This window comes from Acidobacteriota bacterium, from assembly GCA_034211275.1.
Lineage (GTDB): Bacteria > Acidobacteriota > Thermoanaerobaculia > Multivoradales > JAHZIX01 > JAGQSE01.
This window is the reverse complement of sequence record JAXHTF010000042.1, coordinates 23,409-41,395: the sequence shown is the minus strand read 5'-3', so window position 1 is coordinate 41,395 and position 17,987 is coordinate 23,409. Positions and strand designations below refer to the sequence as shown.

Annotated in this window: 12 protein-coding genes; 7 read left to right on the top strand and 5 right to left on the bottom strand. The window is 66.2% G+C overall.

Translation table 11 applies throughout. From position 1 onward, the window contains the following. The coding region (locus tag SX243_09400) for a hypothetical protein (GenBank protein MDY7093173.1) at positions 1–237 on the top strand (237 nt) is incomplete at its 5' end. A gap of 503 nt (positions 238–740) precedes the next feature. Further along, on the top strand, positions 741–1,967 hold the full coding sequence (locus tag SX243_09395) for a hypothetical protein (GenBank protein ID MDY7093172.1): 1,227 nt from the start codon (positions 741–743) through the stop codon (positions 1,965–1,967). A gap of 609 nt (positions 1,968–2,576) precedes the next feature. Here the strand turns inward: SX243_09395 and SX243_09390 are convergent. Continuing rightward, positions 2,577–4,676: a M3 family metallopeptidase gene (locus tag SX243_09390; protein ID MDY7093171.1), complete on the bottom strand. Its 2,100-nt coding sequence runs from the start codon at positions 4,674–4,676 to the stop codon at positions 2,577–2,579. Between the two features lie 401 nt (positions 4,677–5,077). Here SX243_09390 and SX243_09385 point away from each other — a divergent pair, with 401 nt between their 5' ends. From SX243_09385 to SX243_09375, 3 genes are all read left to right on the top strand, one after another. Further along, positions 5,078–6,766, top strand: coding sequence for a VWA domain-containing protein (locus tag SX243_09385; GenBank protein ID MDY7093170.1), 1,689 nt, complete (start codon positions 5,078–5,080; stop codon positions 6,764–6,766). Between the two features lie 331 nt (positions 6,767–7,097). Beyond that, positions 7,098–8,435 carry an OmpA family protein gene (locus SX243_09380; GenBank protein MDY7093169.1) on the top strand — a complete coding sequence of 446 codons (1,338 nt, stop codon included), beginning with the start codon at positions 7,098–7,100 and terminating at the stop codon, positions 8,433–8,435. Positions 8,436–8,604: 169 nt separating this feature from the next. Further along, the gene (locus tag SX243_09375) at positions 8,605–10,857 is read left to right on the top strand and encodes a diguanylate cyclase (GenBank protein ID MDY7093168.1); all 2,253 of its coding nucleotides are present in this window, start codon (positions 8,605–8,607) and stop codon (positions 10,855–10,857) included. A 13-nt stretch (positions 10,858–10,870) separates the two neighbouring features. Here the strand turns inward: SX243_09375 and SX243_09370 are convergent, their stop codons facing one another. Continuing rightward, entirely contained in the window at positions 10,871–12,310 is a 1,440-nt protein-coding gene (locus SX243_09370) for a 1-acyl-sn-glycerol-3-phosphate acyltransferase (protein MDY7093167.1), read from the bottom strand. Positions 12,311–12,573: 263 nt separating this feature from the next. Here SX243_09370 and SX243_09365 point away from each other — a divergent pair, with 263 nt between their 5' ends. Then, positions 12,574–13,317 carry a hypothetical protein gene (locus SX243_09365; protein MDY7093166.1) on the top strand — a complete coding sequence of 248 codons (744 nt, stop codon included), beginning with the start codon at positions 12,574–12,576 and terminating at the stop codon, positions 13,315–13,317. A gap of 56 nt (positions 13,318–13,373) precedes the next feature. On the opposite strand, the gene SX243_09360 is transcribed toward SX243_09365, so the two are convergent. Genes SX243_09360 through SX243_09350 form a run of 3 tightly spaced genes read right to left on the bottom strand, consistent with a single transcriptional unit; the run spans position 13,374 to position 16,826 of the window. After that, positions 13,374–15,209 (bottom strand): histone deacetylase, encoded by a 1,836-nt coding sequence (locus SX243_09360; protein MDY7093165.1) that lies wholly within the window; start codon positions 15,207–15,209, stop codon positions 13,374–13,376. 4 nt (positions 15,210–15,213) lie between these two features. Then, entirely contained in the window at positions 15,214–15,522 is a 309-nt protein-coding gene (locus SX243_09355; GenBank protein ID MDY7093164.1) for a Smr/MutS family protein, read from the bottom strand. 38 nt (positions 15,523–15,560) lie between these two features. Then, complete coding sequence (locus tag SX243_09350) at positions 15,561–16,826, bottom strand: hypothetical protein (protein ID MDY7093163.1); 1,266 nt, start codon at positions 16,824–16,826, stop codon at positions 15,561–15,563. A 68-nt stretch (positions 16,827–16,894) separates the two neighbouring features. Here SX243_09350 and SX243_09345 point away from each other — a divergent pair, with 68 nt between their 5' ends. Next, a complete protein-coding gene (locus tag SX243_09345) occupies positions 16,895–17,986 on the top strand; it encodes a DUF4388 domain-containing protein (GenBank protein ID MDY7093162.1) in 1,092 nt (363 codons plus the stop codon). The last annotated feature ends 1 nt before the right edge of the window (position 17,987 follow it).

Here is a 17,987-nt window from a genome sequence, read left to right as displayed (position 1 = left end):
TTGCTTTCGGCGTTGCTTTCGGCGTTGCTTTCGGCGTTGCTGGAGGCGTTGCTGGAGGCGTTGCTGTCGGCGTTGCTAGAGGCGTTGCTAGAGGCGTTGCTAGAGGCGTTGCTAGAGGCGTTGCTGGAGGCGTTGCTGGAGGCGTTGCTTTCGGCGTTGCTGTCGGCGTTGCTGTCGGCGTTGCTTTCGGCGTTGCTGGAGGCGTTGCTGTCGGCGTTGCGGTCGGCGCTTCGTTGATTCTTGTCCTGTTCCGGCTACCCGCTATTCCGCTCGAGACTCTATGGACCGCCGGGCTGCGACTCGTTTCCCGGATACGCCCCGGCCGATTGCAGGCCCTGGCTCGCTGGCTGCCCCACCGGCATCACGACTTGATCTACGTCCCCCTGCCTTTCTTGGCAGGTTTTTTGGTCGATCTTGGAGAAGCGTATCCAAGGATGGGTCGTGAGGCCATCCTCGAGGCCGCGACATCTACTGGGCAACGACGCCCAGCCCAGAAGGCGCTGCTGGAGCTCCAAGCCCGCCGCCTGGAGAGGGCAGCGCGAGAGCGGCAATTCGCTGCCGTTGCGGAGCGAACTCTGCCCTTCTTGGAACGCCCAGGAGCGCTGGAAAGCGACGCGGAATTACCCGAAGCCTCTCTGCCCGGCTCGGATCAGGTCCGCCTGATCCAAGTCATCGCAGAAGCGGCCAAAGATCTCGACGCGGCTAGCTCGACCTCAGTTCACCATCAGCGCAGAGAATTCTTGAGGAAGTCGCGCCGACGCTTGCAGGGCGAGGTGGACACTCTGACCGCTGCCCCTTCCATCTCACGAGCTCAGCGGCGCTTTCTTCCCGTTCTTCGAACCTGGCTAGGCGTGGTCGAGGACGAGGAGGCAGACCTCGCTCGCCTGGAGCGGGACAGCCCGCAAGTACCTCTGGTCTTCGTGCCGGGAGCGCCGGTTTCACAGACGGAACAGAGCCTCTTTGTCGGGCGGGAAGACGTAGCTCAGCAGCTCGACCAGGATCTGGCCACGGAGCGTCCGGTGCCGTTGGTGCTGTTGGGGCAGCGGCGCTTGGGGAAATCGACGCTGGTGAACTTTCTGCCGCGGCTCCTAGGGACGGGGACTCGCGTGGTGGCTCGAAGCTTTCAGGGGCTTTCTGGCGAGGAGCTAAAGGATCAGCCTCATCGACTGATAGAGCTGGAGGTTCAGACGGAGCTGATGAAGGCGGGCCTTCGGGAGCTGGCGTCCCCACCTGGGAGCAGCGCCTGGAGCAAGACCCTGCGCTGGCTCGAAAGCTTGGAGGAGCCACTCGAGGCTCGGCAGCTGAGGCTGCTGGTAGCCATTGATGAGGTCGAAGGTCTGGAGCGTGGGATCAAGGATGGATGGGGAGATCCTTCCTTTCTCGACTTCGTGCGCGCCGCCGGAGACCGCTTGCTCCGGACTCGCTTCTTGCTGATCACCGCTCAGCCCTTCTCTCGTCTGGGGCCGCATTGGTCGGATCGCCTGATCAGCGCCCAGATCCGGCGGCTCAAACCCTTGGAGGAAGAGGATGCGCGCAGGCTCCTTACCGAGCCGGTGCCTAATTTCCCGGACATCTACCCGGACGGCGGCGTCGAGCGACTCATCGAGGCCACTGGCTGCCACCCTTATCTCCTGCAGCTCACCGCCTATCAGCTCGTGCAGAGGCTCAACACTGCCCAGCGGCTAAAGGCGACGGATGACGACCTCACGGCAGCCTTGGACAGGGCGCTGGAGGAGAACAACCTCTTCCAAAACCTCTGGGACGATTTCACCGAGGCTGAGCGGCAGCTGATGGCAGCGATGGCCAGAGGGGGAGATTGGGAGACCTCTCCGACCACCGAGCTGAATCGGGCTCGGACCGACCTGGCGCGGGAGCTCTACATCCGCAAATCAGCCGACGAGGACAGTTGGCAGATTTCTGTGCCGCTGTTCGCGGAGTGGATCTGCGAGATTGGGGCTCCCTCTTAGAACTCTACTTCTCTCCGGAGAGCCCGAAGAGGATCGTCTCCAAAAGAGTCATGTCCACCTTCTGATTACTACCTAGTACCGGCACCGCCTGGGAATTGGCGGATCGTAGAGGGCGAAACTCAAGGCCCCGCCCCGGGATCCATCTCGGGACTACCCAGGACATCGCCGGATGAATCCGGCTCCAAGAGCCTGCTCCTTCATCAACTCCCTCCGGAGCCAGCGGAGCTGGCGGCGTTTGAGTAGCGCGGGGATTGGACCCCCGGGCGGAGGTGCTGAGACCACCATCCTTTCCTACTGCCCTCACCCTCCCCGCCATCCCTTCGTCATTCCCGCGAACGCGGGAATCTACGCGGGACTGGGGAGTGAGTGTCTCCTATCCAAGCCGGTGGTACCTGAATCAGCTCATTCGGAGAAACTCACCGGTCACTCCTCACCAGCGCGTGGACTCCCGCGTGCGCGGGAGTGACCAACTTTGAGGTGCTCGCGAGTAGGGAGCGGTAGCCCTCAAACCGAGCGAGTTTCAGGTCAGTGGGCAACGCCTTGACCTCATCACCGCGTGGATGCCCGCCTCCGCGGGCAGGACGGAATGCCGGAGCAGCCGCCCCGACCTCAACCCCCAACCCCCGCCCCCTCCGGCACCGGGAAGCCCCGCGCCCGGAGCAGGGCGTCGACGGTGGCGTCGCGGCCGCGGAAGGTGCGGTAGGCGTCGGCGGGGTCGATGGAGTTGCGGGCGGCGAAGAGGTATTCCACCAGGCGCTGGGCGAGGTTGTCGTCGTAGAAGCCGCCGGGGGCTTCGGTGAAGGCTTCGGCGGCGTCGGCGGTGAGGACGTCGGCCCACAGGTAGCCGTAGTAGCCGGCGGCGTAGCCTTCGCTGGAGAAGACGTGGCCGAAGTGGGGGGAGCGGTGGCGCATGACCAGCTCGTTGGGCATGCCGATGCGCTCCAGGGTCTCGCGCTCGAAGGTGTCGGGGTCGAGGCCCTCCGGATCCATGGTGTGGTACTCCAAATCGAGCAGCGCCGAGGCCAGGTACTCGGTGGTCAGGAAGCCTTCGTTGAAGGTGCTGGCGCGCTGGATCTTGGCCACCAGCTCCGCCGGCATGGGCTCGCCGGTCTCGTGGTGCACCAAGAAGCGCTGGAGCACCGGCTCGGTGAGCAGCCAGAGCTCGAGGAGCTGGCTTTGGAATTCGGTGTAGTCGCGGACGCCGGAGTCGAGGCTCGGGTAGGCGACCTGGGAGGAGAGGGCGTGGAGGGCGTGGCCGAACTCGTGGAAGAGGGTTTCGGCGTCGTCCCAGGAGAGCAGAACCGGCTCGCCGGGGGCGCCCTGGATGAAGTTGGAGTTGTTGGAGGCGAGCACCGTGGTGGGCTCGTCGAGGACCTCGTGGCCGCGGTAGGTGCTGGCCCAGGCGCCGGAGCGTTTGCCGGAGCGGGCGAAGGGATCGAGGTACCACAGGCCCACCAGGTCGCCGCTGTCCCGGTCGGTGACTTCCCATACCCGGACGTCGGGGTGGAAGACCGGCACCGTGCCCTCCTCGAGAGGAGTGAATTGGAAGCCGAAGAGCTCGCCGGCGACGAAGAACATGGCCTCCCGCAGGCGCTCCAGCTGGAGGTATTGCTTGAGCTCGTTGGAGTCCAGGTCGTATTTCGCCTGCCGCACCTTCTCGGCGTAGAAGCGGTAATCCCACGGCTCGATGGTGATGCCGGCGCCCTCCCGGTCGGCGATGGCCTGCATTTCCGCCACTTCTTCGTCCACCCGCGCCACCGCCGCCGGCCACAGGGTGAGGATCAGCTCCCGGGCGCGCTCCGGGGTTTTGGCCATGCGGTCTTCCAGCCGCCACTGGGCATAGTTGTCGTAGCCCAGGAGCTGCACCCGCTCGTGGCGCAGGGCGAGGATCTGAGGGATCAGGGCATTGTTGTCGTGCTCGTCGGCGTTGTCGCCGCGGCTGTAGTAGGTGCGCCAGACCTTCTCCCGCAGCGCCCGCTCGGTGGAGTAGGTGAGGAAGGGGTCCATGGAGGAGCGGGTGTTGAGCACGGCGTAGCGGCCGGCCTCGCCGCGCTCTTCGGCGGCGGCTGCCGCGGCCTTGACGAAGGAGTCCGGCAGACCGCCCAGCTGATTCTCGTCGAGGTAGAGGACATAACCCTCCTCGTCCGCCAGCACATTGTTGGCAAAGCGGGTGTGGAGCTCGGCGAGCTGACGGTTGATCTCGGCGTAGCGCTCTTTGGCCGCACCCTCCAGGGTGGCGCCGTTGCGGGCGAATTCGTCGTAGGTCAGCTCCACCAGCCGCTGCTGGTCCGGGCGCAGCGTGGCGACCTCGGGGCTGGCGTGGACTGCGGCGACGCGCTCGAAGAGGGCGCGGTTCTGGATGATCTGGTTGCGCAAGTCCGCCAGCTGCGGCGCCAGGCGGCCGAGGATCTCCCGCAGCTCGGGGGTGGAGAGGTTGGAGCGCCAAATGCTGTAGAAGGGACCGACCCGGTCGAGGAGCTCGCCAGTGCGCTCTAGGGCGACGATGGTGTTCTCAAAAGTGGACGGTTCGGGGTTGTTGGCGATGGCCTCCACTTCGGCCAGGTTGTCGAGAATGGCCTGCTCCATCGCCGGCTCCAGAGAGCTCAGCTCCATCTGGTCGAAGGGAGGGACGCCGCCGTAGGGGCCGGTCCACTCGTGCAGCAGAGGATTGGCTTGGATTTCGTCTTGGGTCATGGCGCTTTGGGTCATGGCGTCCTTGCTCCCCGCACCGGCAGCCCCGCTCTCCGCATTCTGACCGTTGCAGGCCAGGTTGGTTCCAAGGAGGGCCCCGAGGGCCAGGAGGGCGATGCTGGGCACGGTCTTGTGCGTAGAGGGCTTTCGCATAGAGGGGTTCTTCCTCGAGTCGGTCGATGGCTGAAAGCTGAGCGAGGTTGGTTGCGGGCTCACCTGCCGCCGGCCTGAAGGGCTACCGGAGTGGCAGGGAGCGTCCGAATTCCTCGTACGTAGGATCGTACCCCGAGTTGCAGCCGCGCAGTGGGGTTTCGGGGTGGATATCGATTGTGTTATATTAAACGATTGCTTTGATTATTTTGGTGGCGCGGCTCTTGCACTGGACGTTTCGTGCAAACCACTGCCGAAAGGAGTTCACGATGTCTCAGCCCCATTCCGTGGCCGCAACTTGGAAAATGACCCGCAACTGGAGGCGGCGCTGGTCGCTGAAGACTCTGCTCCTGATCGTCGGGCTGGTCTGGTCTGGAGTCTCGGCCGGAAGCGCTTTGGCCCAGGAGGCGGAGCAGATCCCGGCGGACGAGCCCATGGATACCTTCGGCGAGCTCATCGAGGTGCGGCTGGTGGAGGTGGAGGTGGTGGTCACCGACGCCCAGGGTCAGCGGGTGCCGGGGCTTCAGGCGGAGGACTTCGAGCTTCTGGTGGACGGTGCACTGGAGCCGGTGGAGTACTTCAGCGAGGTCCAGGACAACCAGCGGGTGCAGGCGACGGGGGGGCAGAACGATGCGTTCGAGAAGCTGGTGGTGGAGCCCGCCGAAGCGTTGGGCGAACAGGTCGCCCAGGATATCGCCCGGGAGCCGGTGCACAGCTGGCTGGTGTTCATTGACGACTATTACACCGACCGGCGCTATCGCAAGGCGCTCTTTGAGCGGTTGCTCCGGGATCTGGAGACTCTGAGACCCGGAGACCGTATGGCGGTGGTTCGGTATGCGGGCCACAAGCTCGAGGTGCTGAGCCCCTGGACTCGTTCGAAGACGGAGCTGCGGCGGGTGATCCAGAACGCCCAAGATCTCAAGCCCGGAGACCAGAGGCGCCTGGCGCAGCTGCGGGCCGTGTCGACCACCGGCGCGTATTTCGAGGAACGGGCCCGCCTCAATTCCCAGCAGGTGTCGAAGGTGGTCAACGCCGCCAGCATCACCCTGCGTAGCTTTGCCGAGGCGGAAGGCCGCAAGCTCTTCGTGCTGGTCTCCAGCGGCTGGCCCTACGACTTCGCCGGCGGTCCGGTGCCCGAACGTTCCTTGTTCGGCGACCGCTTGCAGAGGACCAATTTGGAGCGAATTCATCAGGTGGCGGATGTCGCCAACCTGGTGGGATACACCATCTATCCGCTCCACCTGGGGCTTGCCGGGAGCCCCGTCGATGCTGCCAACTCCCAGGGCAGAGGCGGATCGTCCCTCGATGTGGGCTCGCTGACGGAGCGCGACTCCTTGCGCTATCTCGCGCACGAGACCGGCGGGGAGATGATGACCTACGCCATCGCCAAACCGACTCTGCCGGTGCAGTGGCTGCGGGAGGAGACTCGTTCTTATTATGTGTTGGGCTTCTCTCCCCGCATCGTTCGCGACGGTCGCAAGCATTCGGTGGAGGTGCGGGTGCGTGGGCAGGGGCTCGAGGCGCGGCACCGTAGCGGTTACCGGGACCTGACCCAGCGGACCCAGGCATCCATGGCGACGGAGGCGGCGCTGCTCTTCGACGCTCCCACCAAGAACACTTTGGATGTCGCCTTCGGCCAGGCGAAGAAGCTTCGCCTCGGGCCCGCCCGGGTGCCCATGACCGTGCGTATCCCCATGGATTGGGTGACCATGGTGAACTTTGACGGCTACCACCATGCCAGCTTGCGGCTGCGGGTGGCGGTGGTGGACAAGCGGGGAAACCGCTCCGACATTGCGGTGGTGCCGGTGCGCTTCAAGGGTGAGAAGCCGGCGCCCGGTGAGGTGGCGGTCTATGAGACCGAAGTGGAGCTCCGGCGCCAGAAGCAGACCCTCGCCGTCTCCCTCGTGGACACCCTGAGCAACGAGATGCTCACCTCCAAGGTGGAACTGGATCTTTGAGGCCCGGGCTGCCGAGGCCACCTCGGTTCAGTGGGCAGGGATCCGCTTCGCCGGGCTTCGTCCGGGAGCGCCGGTAGGATCGAAAAAGCTGAGGAGACTGCAGTTATCCGGCGCGGATCCTGTGTTAGGCTTTCGTCCAACGTGCATAACCGCCTCCCCAAGAATCGATCATTCTTGGGGTTGCGGTGCTCGGGTCGAGACGGGTTGGCACACACGAAAGTGACTACGAGAAGCTTCGAGATCCCTCGAGCGAAGAGGACAGTAGGCCACCACGGATGGGGGTGGCAGGAGGAAGAGGATGAGGATCCCATTGACTAGAACGATATGCGCGATGTTGGCCCTGACCCTGCTCTGTGTGGCCACTCCGGCCCTGGCGCAGGGTGACGACTTCGAAGCGGCGACGACCGAGGGAGGGGTGGGATATTTCTCGCTGCTCTCCGGCGAGACCCTGACCCAGGGGACCTGGTCCTTTGGCGCCTACTACAACAATTGGGACCGGGTGGTGACCCCGGTGTCCTGCCTGATCGCGCCGCTGACCTCCGATTGGGACTACGACCAGGACCGGCTCAGCGCGAGCATCGGCTACGGCGTCACCGATCGGCTGTCCCTGAGCCTGATGGTGCCCTACGACAGCATCGACGCGACCGGTGAGAATCGCATCGGTATCGTCAACGGCCAGAAGCTCAGCGAGGAGATCGACGGCAGCGGCCTGGGCAATCTGCGGCTGGCCGCCAAGTTCAAGCTCACCGGTGCCGATGACGGCAGCAGCGCGCTGGCCCTCAATGCTTTCGTCGACGCCTCCACCGGCGACGAGGACGAAGCCATCGTCACCGGCGATACCGGCTTTGGCGTGGGTCTGAGCTACAACGTCCACAACTGGTTGTTCAACGTCGGCTACACCGATCCCGGCGACGCCGAGGCGATGGAGATCAACGAGGAAGTGGTCGCCGGTATCGGATACCTGGTGCCCATCTCCGAGCGGCTGGGCTGGATCACCGAGTGGACCAGCTACACCGCCGTGGGCTCCGCGTCGCCCAACGAGCCGGATCACGTCGATCTGACCACCGGCCTGCGCTATCTCTTCGGTGATCGCAACGAGTGGAGCTTCAACGTCGCCCTGCGCAACAACCTTTCCGGTTGGAGCGAGGGTACCGACGAGCTCGGTGGCCTGGTGGGCATCACCTATCGGGGCCGCCCGGCGCCGCCAGCCCCCGAGCCGCCACCGGCTCCGGCACCGCCTCCGGCTCCCGCTCCGCCGCCTCCGGCTCCGGAACCGCCGCCGGCCCCGGAACCGCCGCCACCGCCGGCGGCCCCGGAAGCTCCGGAACCGGCTCCGGTGATCGAGGACACTCTGCTCTTCGACTCCGGCAGCGACCACGTCACCAACATCGCCAAGGCACAGCTGGATGAGCTGGCGCTGCAGATGAAGCAGAACCTGGATCTGCGGGCCACGGTGGTCGGCTACAGCGACTCCCGCGGCTCCGACGCGGCCAATCAGCGCATGAGCGAGCTGCGGGCGGAGGCCGTGAAGGCCTATCTGGTGACTCGCCACGGCATCGACCCGGAGCGCATCACCGCCGAGGGCCGCGGTGAAGCGGATCCGGTGGGCGACAACGACACCGCCGAGGGCCGAGCGGCCAACCGCCGCGTGGAGATTCGCCTCGAATAGCGACCCCTCCCGAAGGCCCCTCTCAACGACCCTGCCCGGCTTCGGCTGAGCAGGGTCGTTTGCTTTTCGACGTGGACGAAGAGACATGTTCGCCGATGTATTGCTATACTTTGGACGAACCTTCCCCCCATATTCGGAATTCAAATTGCGCATTTACAGAACTTCTGGCGTGATCCCCGCGACCTTCTTGGTCGTGGCGATCTTGCTCTTGCTAGGGCTTTCGGCACTCTGGGAAGCCCGTACGGCGAGCGTCCGGGTGGGGATGGACGTGGAGGAGGAGGTCAACGGCCTTCGGATCACGGGAGTCCTCGAGGACGGTCCGGCGAGCCTTGGAGACATTCGGCCGGAGGACTTTCTGCTGGCCATCGATGGGGTCGCAGTGGCCTCCTACGAGGACTACGACCGCGTGATCATGAGTCGCCGCGGCCAGCCGTCGGTAGTCTTCACGGTGGTGCGGGAAGGCCAGCGGCTGGAGCAGGAAGTGATCCCTGGCCGGCCCGCCGAGTGGGGTTTCTACGCCGCCTGGGCCATCCCCGCGCTCGTCCACCTGGCCATCGCCTTCGTGGTGCTGTTGATGCCGCGGCAGAGCCTGCGCAGCCGGTTGCTCTTGCTCCTGGCCGCCGCCATCGCCCTGGAGCTCTCGCTGCCGGCGCCCTGGCTGATGACACCGGTACCGTCCGGGGCCTTATGGGCTTTGGTGTTCTTGCTCCAGGGTTTGGAGGAGCCTCTGCAGCTGCATTTGGCGGCGCTGATCCCCGGACGCAATCCGTGGATCGCGCGCAATCGCTGGGCGATTCCCACGGTCTATGCTCTATCCATGGGGGCGGTGACGCCCCTGGCTCTCAACGCTCTGGCACCGGAGCTGGTGCCATTGGGGGCGACCACGGAGTCGGTGTTGTATTTCGTCTTCGATCGGCTCCTGGTTCCCCTCGGCGCCCTGATTTCCGCTCTCTTGCTGGCCACGGCGGCGATCCGCTGGCCCCGGGCCCAGGGCCGTCATCAGGCAGCGCTGGTGCTCGCCGGGCTGCTGCCGTGGATGGGCCTGGTGTGGCTGGACACCGCCGCCGCCGCTTTCGGCCGTTCCCTGCCCTGGCTGGAGGTAGGGCTGCCGGTCTCGTCGGCGTTCCTGCCGCCGGCGATCTTCATTGCCATCATTCGTTATGACCTGCTGGAGGCCCAGGAGCGCTTTCGCCGCTGGCTGATGTACTCGCTGCTCACCGCTTCGGTGGTGCTCAGCCTGTACCTCCTGCTGGTCTTCGTGGGCATGGCGGTGCTGCAACAAGCGGCGCCGGGAATGTTGTCGGTGTGGCTGATCTCCGGGGTTTCGTTGCTCCTGGGCCTGCTCTTTTCGCCGATCCGGCGGCTGATCCAACGTTCGGTGGAGCGGCGCTTCTTTCCCGGCCGGGTGGCGCTGCGGCGGCAGCTGCGGGAGCTGGCGGCGGATCTGCCCGGCGAGGGCAAGGTGCCCGCCATGGGCCAAGCGCTGGTGCGGCGGATGGCGGAGATCCTCGATCTGCGTTCCGCCACCCTGCTGCTGGCGGATCCCAAGAGCCGGGTTCTGATCTTCTCCGCCACCACCTTGGAAGCAGTGGAACGGGACTTCGACCAGACCTTCCTCCTCGCTCCCGACGATCCCGGAGTGCAGGTGCTGACGGCGGCGGAGACACCTCTGCCGGCGGAGGCTTTGATTCCCCACAGCGCCGCTCTGGCCCAGCGTCTCGCGGCCTTCGAGGCGCAGATCGCGGTGCCGCTGGTGAATCGCAAGCGGCTTGTGGGGCTGTTGCTCCTCGGGCAGCGCAGCAGCGGTGGACGCTTCCCCATGGAGGAGGTGGACCTCATGGGGCTGTTCTCGGATCATGTGGCTTCGGCGCTGGAGAATGCTCGGCTCTTCGAGTCCGCCACGCTGGAGAGCTTGACCGGTCTGCTGCGGCGGGAGGCCATCCTCGAGCACTTGGATCGGGAGCTGCAGCGGGCGCTGCGTTACAACCGCCCGCTGAGCCTCGCCATGCTCGATCTGGATCATTTCAAGGCGGTCAACGACCAACACGGTCACCTGGTGGGGGACGCCTTGCTCAAGCGCATTGCATCGACCCTCGGCCAGAACGTGCGCTCCGCCGACATGTTGGGGCGCTACGGCGGCGAGGAGTTCCTCTTGGTGATGCCCGAGACCGAGCTGGCCGGTGCGGTGGGAGTGGCGGAGAAGTTGCGCTCGCTGGTGGCGAAAACACCCCTGCTGGTGGAGGGAGAGGAGCAGCCGGTGTACATCACCCTCACCGTCGGCGTGGCGAGCATCGCTTGCTTCGATGGGGAGGAATCACCGCGCGGTCGCCAGCTCATCGAGCTGGCGGACCGCCGCCTCTACCGGGCTAAGGACGACGGCCGCAACCGAGTCGAGCCCGGTACGCTGACGCTGGTTCGCTGAGGAGCCCGGGCCGCTAGGCTGCCGGCAACTCGTCGGCGGTGGCCGACGGCAGCAGGTGGCGGATGGAGTTGGCGTAGTAGGTGAGCACCGGGAGCTCCTCCGGTACCGGCCGATAGAGGCCGTCCTCTTCCTCCACCAGGCGTCGCAGGGTGAGCATGCGCAGGCCGACGTTGATGGCGTAATCGCCGTCCCGCCGGGGCACGTAAACCGCTGCCCCCTGCCCCTGCAATTGCTGAATCAGCTCCTGCACTCGGCTCTTGAGCTCGAGGAGCGAGAGCGCCTGCTCCGGGCTGCGGGCGAAGACGGTGGCCGTCAGCGAGACGGGAAGCACCGGCACCACGTCCCCCACCGCTGCCATCCAGCGCTCGGCGAGCTCCGACACCCGAGCGAAGCGTTCATCCCGGGAGAGCTCCCGCAGATCGACCCCCAGGCGTTCGAGCTCGGCGCGGGTGGAGATGGGAGCTCCGAAGTTGACGCAGGCGTAGCCGAAGCGATGCCAGCGCCGGGCCACCATCAGTCGCAGCTGCTTGCCGACGAATCGAACGGTAGTGCCGAGGGTGGACTTCAAGTCCTTGCGCTCGGCCCCGGGGTCGAGATCCCGCAGCAGGGTTCGGTCCTCCAGGGTGCGGTCGTAGTTGAGCCCCACCGGGATGAAGACCAAATCCCGTTCGCCGTCGGGGTCGAAGTCCCGCAGCATGTAGTCCAGCAGGCCCAGCTTGGGGGGGCGTAGGGCGCCGTCCCGGGACAGGCCACCCTCCGGATACACCGCCTGGGTAACCCCGTTGGCGGTGGCCATCTGGACATAGCGCTGGAGCACTTTGCGATAGAGAGCGTTGCGGGACTTGCGGCGGACGAAGTAGGCGCCCATGGAGCGGATCAGGGTTTCCAGCGGCCAGATACGCGCCCACTCTCCGACGGCGTAGGAGAGGGCGCTGCGGTCCGCCACCATGTAGGAGACCAGCACGTAATCCATGTTGCTGCGGTGGTTCATCAGGAAGACCACCGTCGCCTCGGGATCCACTGTCGCCAGGGCTCGCTCGTCGGCGGAGCCCAGGCGTACGCGGTAGAGGAGCCGGGCGACGGTACGGGCGATGAGGTAGCCGACGCGGAAGTAGACGTAGGCGTTGAAGGCGGGAACGATCTCGTGGGCGTAGCGCTGGACTTTGTTCATCACCACCGCCCGGGGCATCTCGTGCTCCTGGGCGAAGGCCTCGACCGCCTCCAGGACTTCCGGATCGTAGGTCAGGCGGTCGAGGAGAACCTGCCGTTTGGTCAGCTTGAACGGCTGGAGGCGGATGGCCAGCCGCCGGTTGAAGTGATCGATGACCCGGTTGATGCGGCGGCGGAAATACCATCGAATGCTCGGGATCAGCAGCCGGTCGAGGAGGGCCCAGAGCGCAAAGACGCCGAGAATCACTACCAGCCACAGAGGTAGGGTCACGGTGCGGTTCATAGCCCTCCCAGGTCATGGTTCGCCAGCACGGGCGCTTAGGAGCCTGCCGGGTCGAACGGTGCGAAGTTGCCGAAGATGAGCGCGAAGCATGGTGGGCTGGCGCCCACCCTACTCGCGGAGTCCTACCAGCGGGCCGTAGGGTGGGCGCCAGCCCACTAGCCTGACCGGGAAGTCTCAGGTCAGGCCCCTACCTACGATTCAGCATTCTTGCTCCGAGGGTATAGACTCGGCCCGTGAAGCCGCAAGGATCTTCTTTCGCCTGGGTGTCGTTCCCGCGGGTCCCGTCGCTGCTGGCGTCGCTGCTGGCGGTGCTGCTCCTCGCTGCCTGCTCTGCCCAGCGAGCTCCGGACCCGGAGCAACTCCGCAATCGCTACCTCGGTGCCATCCGCGACGCCGCCACCGCCGAGCCGTGGGAGATCTCCCGCCGCTTGCGGGCGGTGATGCCCTACACGCCGGGGCTGGTGTGGCGCGGCGAGCCCGGCGCCAGCGAAGTACTGGTGGTCACTTGGACCCGCAGCCGCAGCTTCGACGACGAGGTAGGCAACGAGATCCAGTTGCCGACGGGGCGTTGGGTGACCCTGGTGCCGGAGGTGCAGGATTTCTGCCGGGACTACAAGCCCACCAACGGTGTCGGTCTGGAGCTCCGGCTGGAGCAGTTGCTAGGCCTGCCGCCGCTCGTCGGCAAGGATCGCTTCGTCGAGTTTTGGGTCTTTCCCGACGATCTCATGCGTCCCTGCCCGGATCCGGAAATCACCGATACCCAATGCGGGCTGGTCTTTCCGGGGCCGCCGGCGGTGGTGGCGGTGAGCGAGGAGTACCGCGCATGGTTCGAGGAGTACCACAGCACCTCCTACTCCGACGACGGCTACCCATGGACCCGCCTGGGCTACACCTATGACTGGGGCAATCCGCGCACCGAGGTTGGGCTGAGCGAGTTCATCATCCGCGCCGGCTCGCCGGTGACGGTGCGCGGGGTGCACTCCAACCAAGAGTATTGCGGCCGATAGCTTCCTCGGCTTTGCCGGGCTCTCCCGGTGATTCCCTTTCTCCAGGGCGCGAAGGGTCAGCGGCGCAGGATGAATCGTGGCGTCGCCGAAGGCTCTTCCTCGTCCATCTTCTGCCAGCGGTTGGCGAGTTCCTCCTTGAGCCGGTCACTCACCGGCAGCACCATGGGCATGGGGCGCCAGCGGAAGGGCTCCCCGGTTTCGGCGTCCACTATCCTCTCCTCATCTACTGCCCGGCTGGCTTCGGCGACGGAGAGCTCCGCCAGGGCCTTGTGGAGGCCTCGGTACAGTCGCTCGTGCTCCGGCTCCAGAAAACGCAGCACTTTGTGGGAGGTGGCGGCCAGGTGGTAGTGGGAGGGCACGAAGGAGAGCCCGTCTAGCCCAAGGCGCTCGCACATCACTAGCAGCATGGCGACGACGTCCCGCAGCATGCCGAGCCCCGGGTGCTCCTGGCCGGGCAGTGGTGGCCGCCCATCTTCGAAGGTGGCGCGGGGATTCTGCAGCAGCAACCACTCCACCTGCAGCAGCTCCATCCCGGGAATCAGCCGCCGCTCCCGCTGGGCTCGCAGCTCTCCCAAGAGCTCTTGGCCGCGGTCGATGCACAGCACCCGGATGGTCTGTCCGGCGGCGTTGTCCAGATCCCAATCCACCGTCAGGTGTCGGAAGCCCAGGGAGCGCAGGCGGTCCAGCAGGCCGGAACGTTCCAGCACCAGCTCGATGCCGTGTTTGGAGTAGTAGCTCAGGAAGCGACTCTCCCGGCGGTCACCGAGGGCGCCGTAGATGTCTTCGGGGGTGAGCTGCCAATCGTCGCCGCCGGAGCTGCCGGTGCTAGGGATGCCGGTGAGCTCCTCCGGCTGCAGCAGGCTGGAGAGACGCCGATAGCGCTCGAGGGTGATCTCGTCCGTGGACGGGGGCTCCAGTGCCCGGCCGCCGTTGAGCAGCGAGGAAAAGAAACGGCCGCTGTAGCGCCAGGCCCGGGTGCCGTAGCCGCCGGCGAGGGTGATCACCCACGGGGTGGCTCCCTGGCGCAGACGGTGGATCTGCTGCGCCACGAAGCGGTCCCGGGCGAGCATGCCCTGGGTGGTGATGCGCCAGTCTCCCAGGGCGTCGGTGGCCGCCGGGTCGACGCCGGCGAGGTAGATCACCAGCCGCGGCCGCAGCTCTTCGAGCAGTGGCGGCAGGTGGCGGCGGAGCGCCCGTAGGTAGGTATCGTCGTCCACGTCGCTGCCGAGCTCGATATTGGTGCTCGCCACCGCCGGTATGTCCTGCCAGGATCGGTTGTGGATGGAGAAGGTGTGGACCGTCTCGTCCTTGGCGAAGATCGCTTCGGTGCCGTCGCCGTGGTGCAGGTCGAGGTCGATGATCAGCACTCGGCCCGCAAAGCCGCCGGCGCGGGCGTCACGCACCGCCACCGCCACATCGTTGAGGATGCAGAAGCCCCGGCCGCGGTCGGCGTGGGCGTGATGCAGCCCGCCCCCCAGATGGATCACGGTGTTGTGCTGCTCGAGGGCGAGCTTCACCGCCTGATGGGTGCCCCCCACCATGTAGCGCTGGATGTCCACGTAGGAGTCGAGGTCCGCCTGGGAGGCGGTCATACCGGTGATCTTCTGCAGCACCGCGGTATCCCGGAGGGATTCGAGGTAGTTGTCGGTGTGCACTCGCCGCAGGTTGCGCACGGAGGCGATGCGAGGACGATGCAGGCGTTTGGGCAGTACCAGACCTTCAGCGAGGAGAAAGGTGAGGATGTGCTCCGAGCGCTGAGGGTCGTGGGGGGCGGTGGAGTGGCTCAGCTGGTACTTTTCGGAGTACACCACGTCCACCGGTACGGGCCACAAATGGCGGCGGAGCAGCCGGCAGCTGCGGAGCAGGGGGTGGAGCCAGCGGGAAAGCGCCATGGCTTCATTCCATCTCGACCCAGGTGGCGCCCCAGCCGCCGGCCTCCGCCGGCGCGTCGCCATAGGCCTGGACCCGCGGATGGCGTTCGAGGATGCGGCGCACGGTCTTGCGCTGTACGCCGATGCCTCGGCCGTGGATGATGCGCAGGTTTCTCAGGCCCCGCTGGTAGGCGACCTCCAGATACTCCTGCACCAGATCCTTGACCTCCCGCGGTGGGAAGCTGTGGAGATCGAGGATGTCGGTGATCTCCATTTCGAAGGTTTCCTCCGGCATCATCTCTTCACCGGCCTCGGTCTCTGAACGATGGGGCATGGCTCGATTCCTTCGCTCTTGCGGCAGCCCGTTGAACCTCAGCCTCCGCTGGAGCCCACCGCGGTCTCGGGAAAGACCAGCAGCGTCACCGGATCGTCGGTGGCGAGGGGCACCAACAGCTCCTCCTCGGTGCGCCGAATCCCCGGCACGGGCCGCGCTTCGCCGGTGGCGAGGTCGAGGACGACGGGATCGCCGAGATGTGGATCTGAGAAGCGTAGCATTTCACCTCCCTTGGCGGCGCCAAGGCGAACCACGGTGCGCAGCCGGCCCGCCTCGCCGTGGAGGAAGCTCCAGGCTTCCTCACCACCCGCCGGCCGCTGCCGCTGATCGAGAAATCCACCACCCTGAAACTCCCGCGCCAGCAGCTCGAGAGGTGTCAAGTCTTCGGGGGCCAGAGTCTCGGTCTGTCCTTTCGCCAACCGGAAGAAGAGGAGGGAAAGCTTCGCCTCGGCGCTGCGGGCGGCGAGGACCAAGACCTCCCGTGGGTCGTCCGGCCAGGGGATGGCGTCCACCACCACCGGCCGCCGCGGCCCGAGCTCCGCCAGCCGGCCCACGGACGGTTCGAGCTCTGCCAGTCCGGCCGGAGACCGGGGATCGAGGGCGATGCCCCGGCCGCTGGTGGCCAACAGCTCCGGCTGGTGGCGGTGGAGCTGTTCCGGATCGGGATCGAGGGCACGGCTGATCACCGGGGCTCCCGGGTGGGCTGCGGCGAGCACGGCGGTCGCCTGCTGGAAGAGGCGCGCATAGTCCTCGGGGGGAGCCTGGGCTCCCTCCGCTGGAACCGGAGCCACTGCCGCGGCGTCGCCCTCGGCCGGTGGCTCCTTCGGTTGCCAGAGGATCTGGAAGTGGGCATGCTCACCGGCGGCGCGGGCGAGGCCGGCAGCGGCTTCGAGCTCCTGAGCCAGCTCCTCACGGTGCTCGTCCAGGGGGCGGGGAGTCTCGAAGATCAGCCGCAGCCACGGCCGGGCGCCGGCGTCGCGCACGGCCTGGGCGGTGGCGGCCACAGCCTCGCTGGAGGCGGCGTTGCTGGCAACATCCCAGGCGACGGCAACATCCCAGGCGATATAGAGCCGCGCTTCCCCTGCCACCCGCGGCGGCACGGCGAGGACGGCGGCGAGCTTCGCCGGGTCGTCGGTGACTACACCGATGCAGGGCAGACACGGCGGTCCCTGAGCCGAGGCCGAGGCGGTGGCCAAGAGCAGGAGGGCCAGCGCCGCGGCCCGAGCGACATCGAACCAGGGCCCGGCTTCGCGATGGCGACTCCGGCGGGCCGACGGCGTTCGTGTCGAGAGGGATGATTCCATAGGCGTGAGGATATTGATCGCGAACCCGATTGTCACCTTTCGGGACTGGAGGATATGATTGATTGGATATGGAATTTTCCGGGCGGCTAAACGCATTTCCTCCTGGCGAGTTGCTTCAGTGGGCTCAAAATGAGCGCCGCACCGGATGCTTGGTCTTCCGGCGCAGCCGCCGCCAGAAGAGAGTTTACTTCGACGACGGCAAGGTCGTAGGGTGCCTTTCCGACGATCCGGCGGACTACTACGGCCAGCACTTGCTGCTCAACGGCTATCTCACCGAGCCTCAGCTGGTGGATGCCCTGGGGGAGTGCGTGCGCACCGGCAACCAGCTGGGGCAGGTGCTGGCGGAGCTCAAGTTGCTCTCCGAGGACGAGGTTCGTACCTCCCTGCGGCGCCAGATCATCGATTCCGTCTGCGGGCTTTTTCTATGGCGTAGCGGCGTCTTCTACTACGAGGAGGTTGCTCCGGCACCGGCGGAGATCACCCCGCGGCCGGTGGACGTCATGACCCTGGTGCTCGAGGGCACGCGCTGGATCGACGAGCTCGACCGCATCCGCAAGGTCTTTCCCCACGACAACCTGGTGCTGCGGCGCGGCCCCGCCTGGCCGGGGCAAGATCTCTCCTTCCTCCAGCAGCGCATCGCTGAAGCGGTGGACAATGAGACCACCCTGGAGCGCATCCACTGGCAGGTCAAGGGCGCCTACTTCCGTTTCCTGGAAGCGGCCTACGACCTGTGCCTGAGCGAGGTCTTGGACCTCGGGCCCATGGGGGAGGCGACGGAGAGCACGAGCCTGGAGATCAGCGTCTACGACCTGCTTCTGGAGCAGGCGGTGGAGGAGCAGAACCGGGCCGTCAAGCCCGAGCCCGCGGTGCCCATGGGGATCCTCGAGAGCTTCCGTCCTCTGTGGGTCCAGGAGCCCACCGCCGACGAGCTGGCCCGTCTGCCCGCCGAGCTCCAAGAAGTGGCCACCGCCTTCAACGGCCACCGGCCTCTCCGCCGGCTGATCGAGAAGGACGAGGCCGACGGCCAAGCCTGGGATTATCTGCTGGAGCAGCTGAAGAAGGGCAACCTGGCCCTCATTCCTCTGCCTCCCAAGGCGCTCATCAAGCGTGCCCAGGGGGAGACCAAGGGCTGGTGGCAGCGGTTGTTTTCGGGGGATTGAA

What these genes read in the sequence shown, in the direction of transcription:
- SX243_09390 (MDY7093171.1), bottom strand. Translation starts at nt 4,676, where the DNA reads ATGACCCAAAGCGCCATGACCCAAGACGAAATCCAAGCCAATCCTCTG.
- SX243_09385 (MDY7093170.1), top strand. Translation starts at nt 5,078, where the DNA reads ATGTCTCAGCCCCATTCCGTGGCCGCAACTTGGAAAATGACCCGCAAC.
- SX243_09380 (MDY7093169.1), top strand. Translation starts at nt 7,098, where the DNA reads ATGTTGGCCCTGACCCTGCTCTGTGTGGCCACTCCGGCCCTGGCGCAG.
- SX243_09370 (MDY7093167.1), bottom strand. Translation starts at nt 12,310, where the DNA reads ATGAACCGCACCGTGACCCTACCTCTGTGGCTGGTAGTGATTCTCGGC.
- SX243_09360 (MDY7093165.1), bottom strand. Translation starts at nt 15,209, where the DNA reads ATGGCGCTTTCCCGCTGGCTCCACCCCCTGCTCCGCAGCTGCCGGCTG.
- SX243_09355 (MDY7093164.1), bottom strand. Translation starts at nt 15,522, where the DNA reads ATGCCCCATCGTTCAGAGACCGAGGCCGGTGAAGAGATGATGCCGGAG.
- SX243_09350 (MDY7093163.1), bottom strand. Translation starts at nt 16,826, where the DNA reads ATGGAATCATCCCTCTCGACACGAACGCCGTCGGCCCGCCGGAGTCGC.
- SX243_09345 (MDY7093162.1), top strand. Translation starts at nt 16,895, where the DNA reads ATGGAATTTTCCGGGCGGCTAAACGCATTTCCTCCTGGCGAGTTGCTT.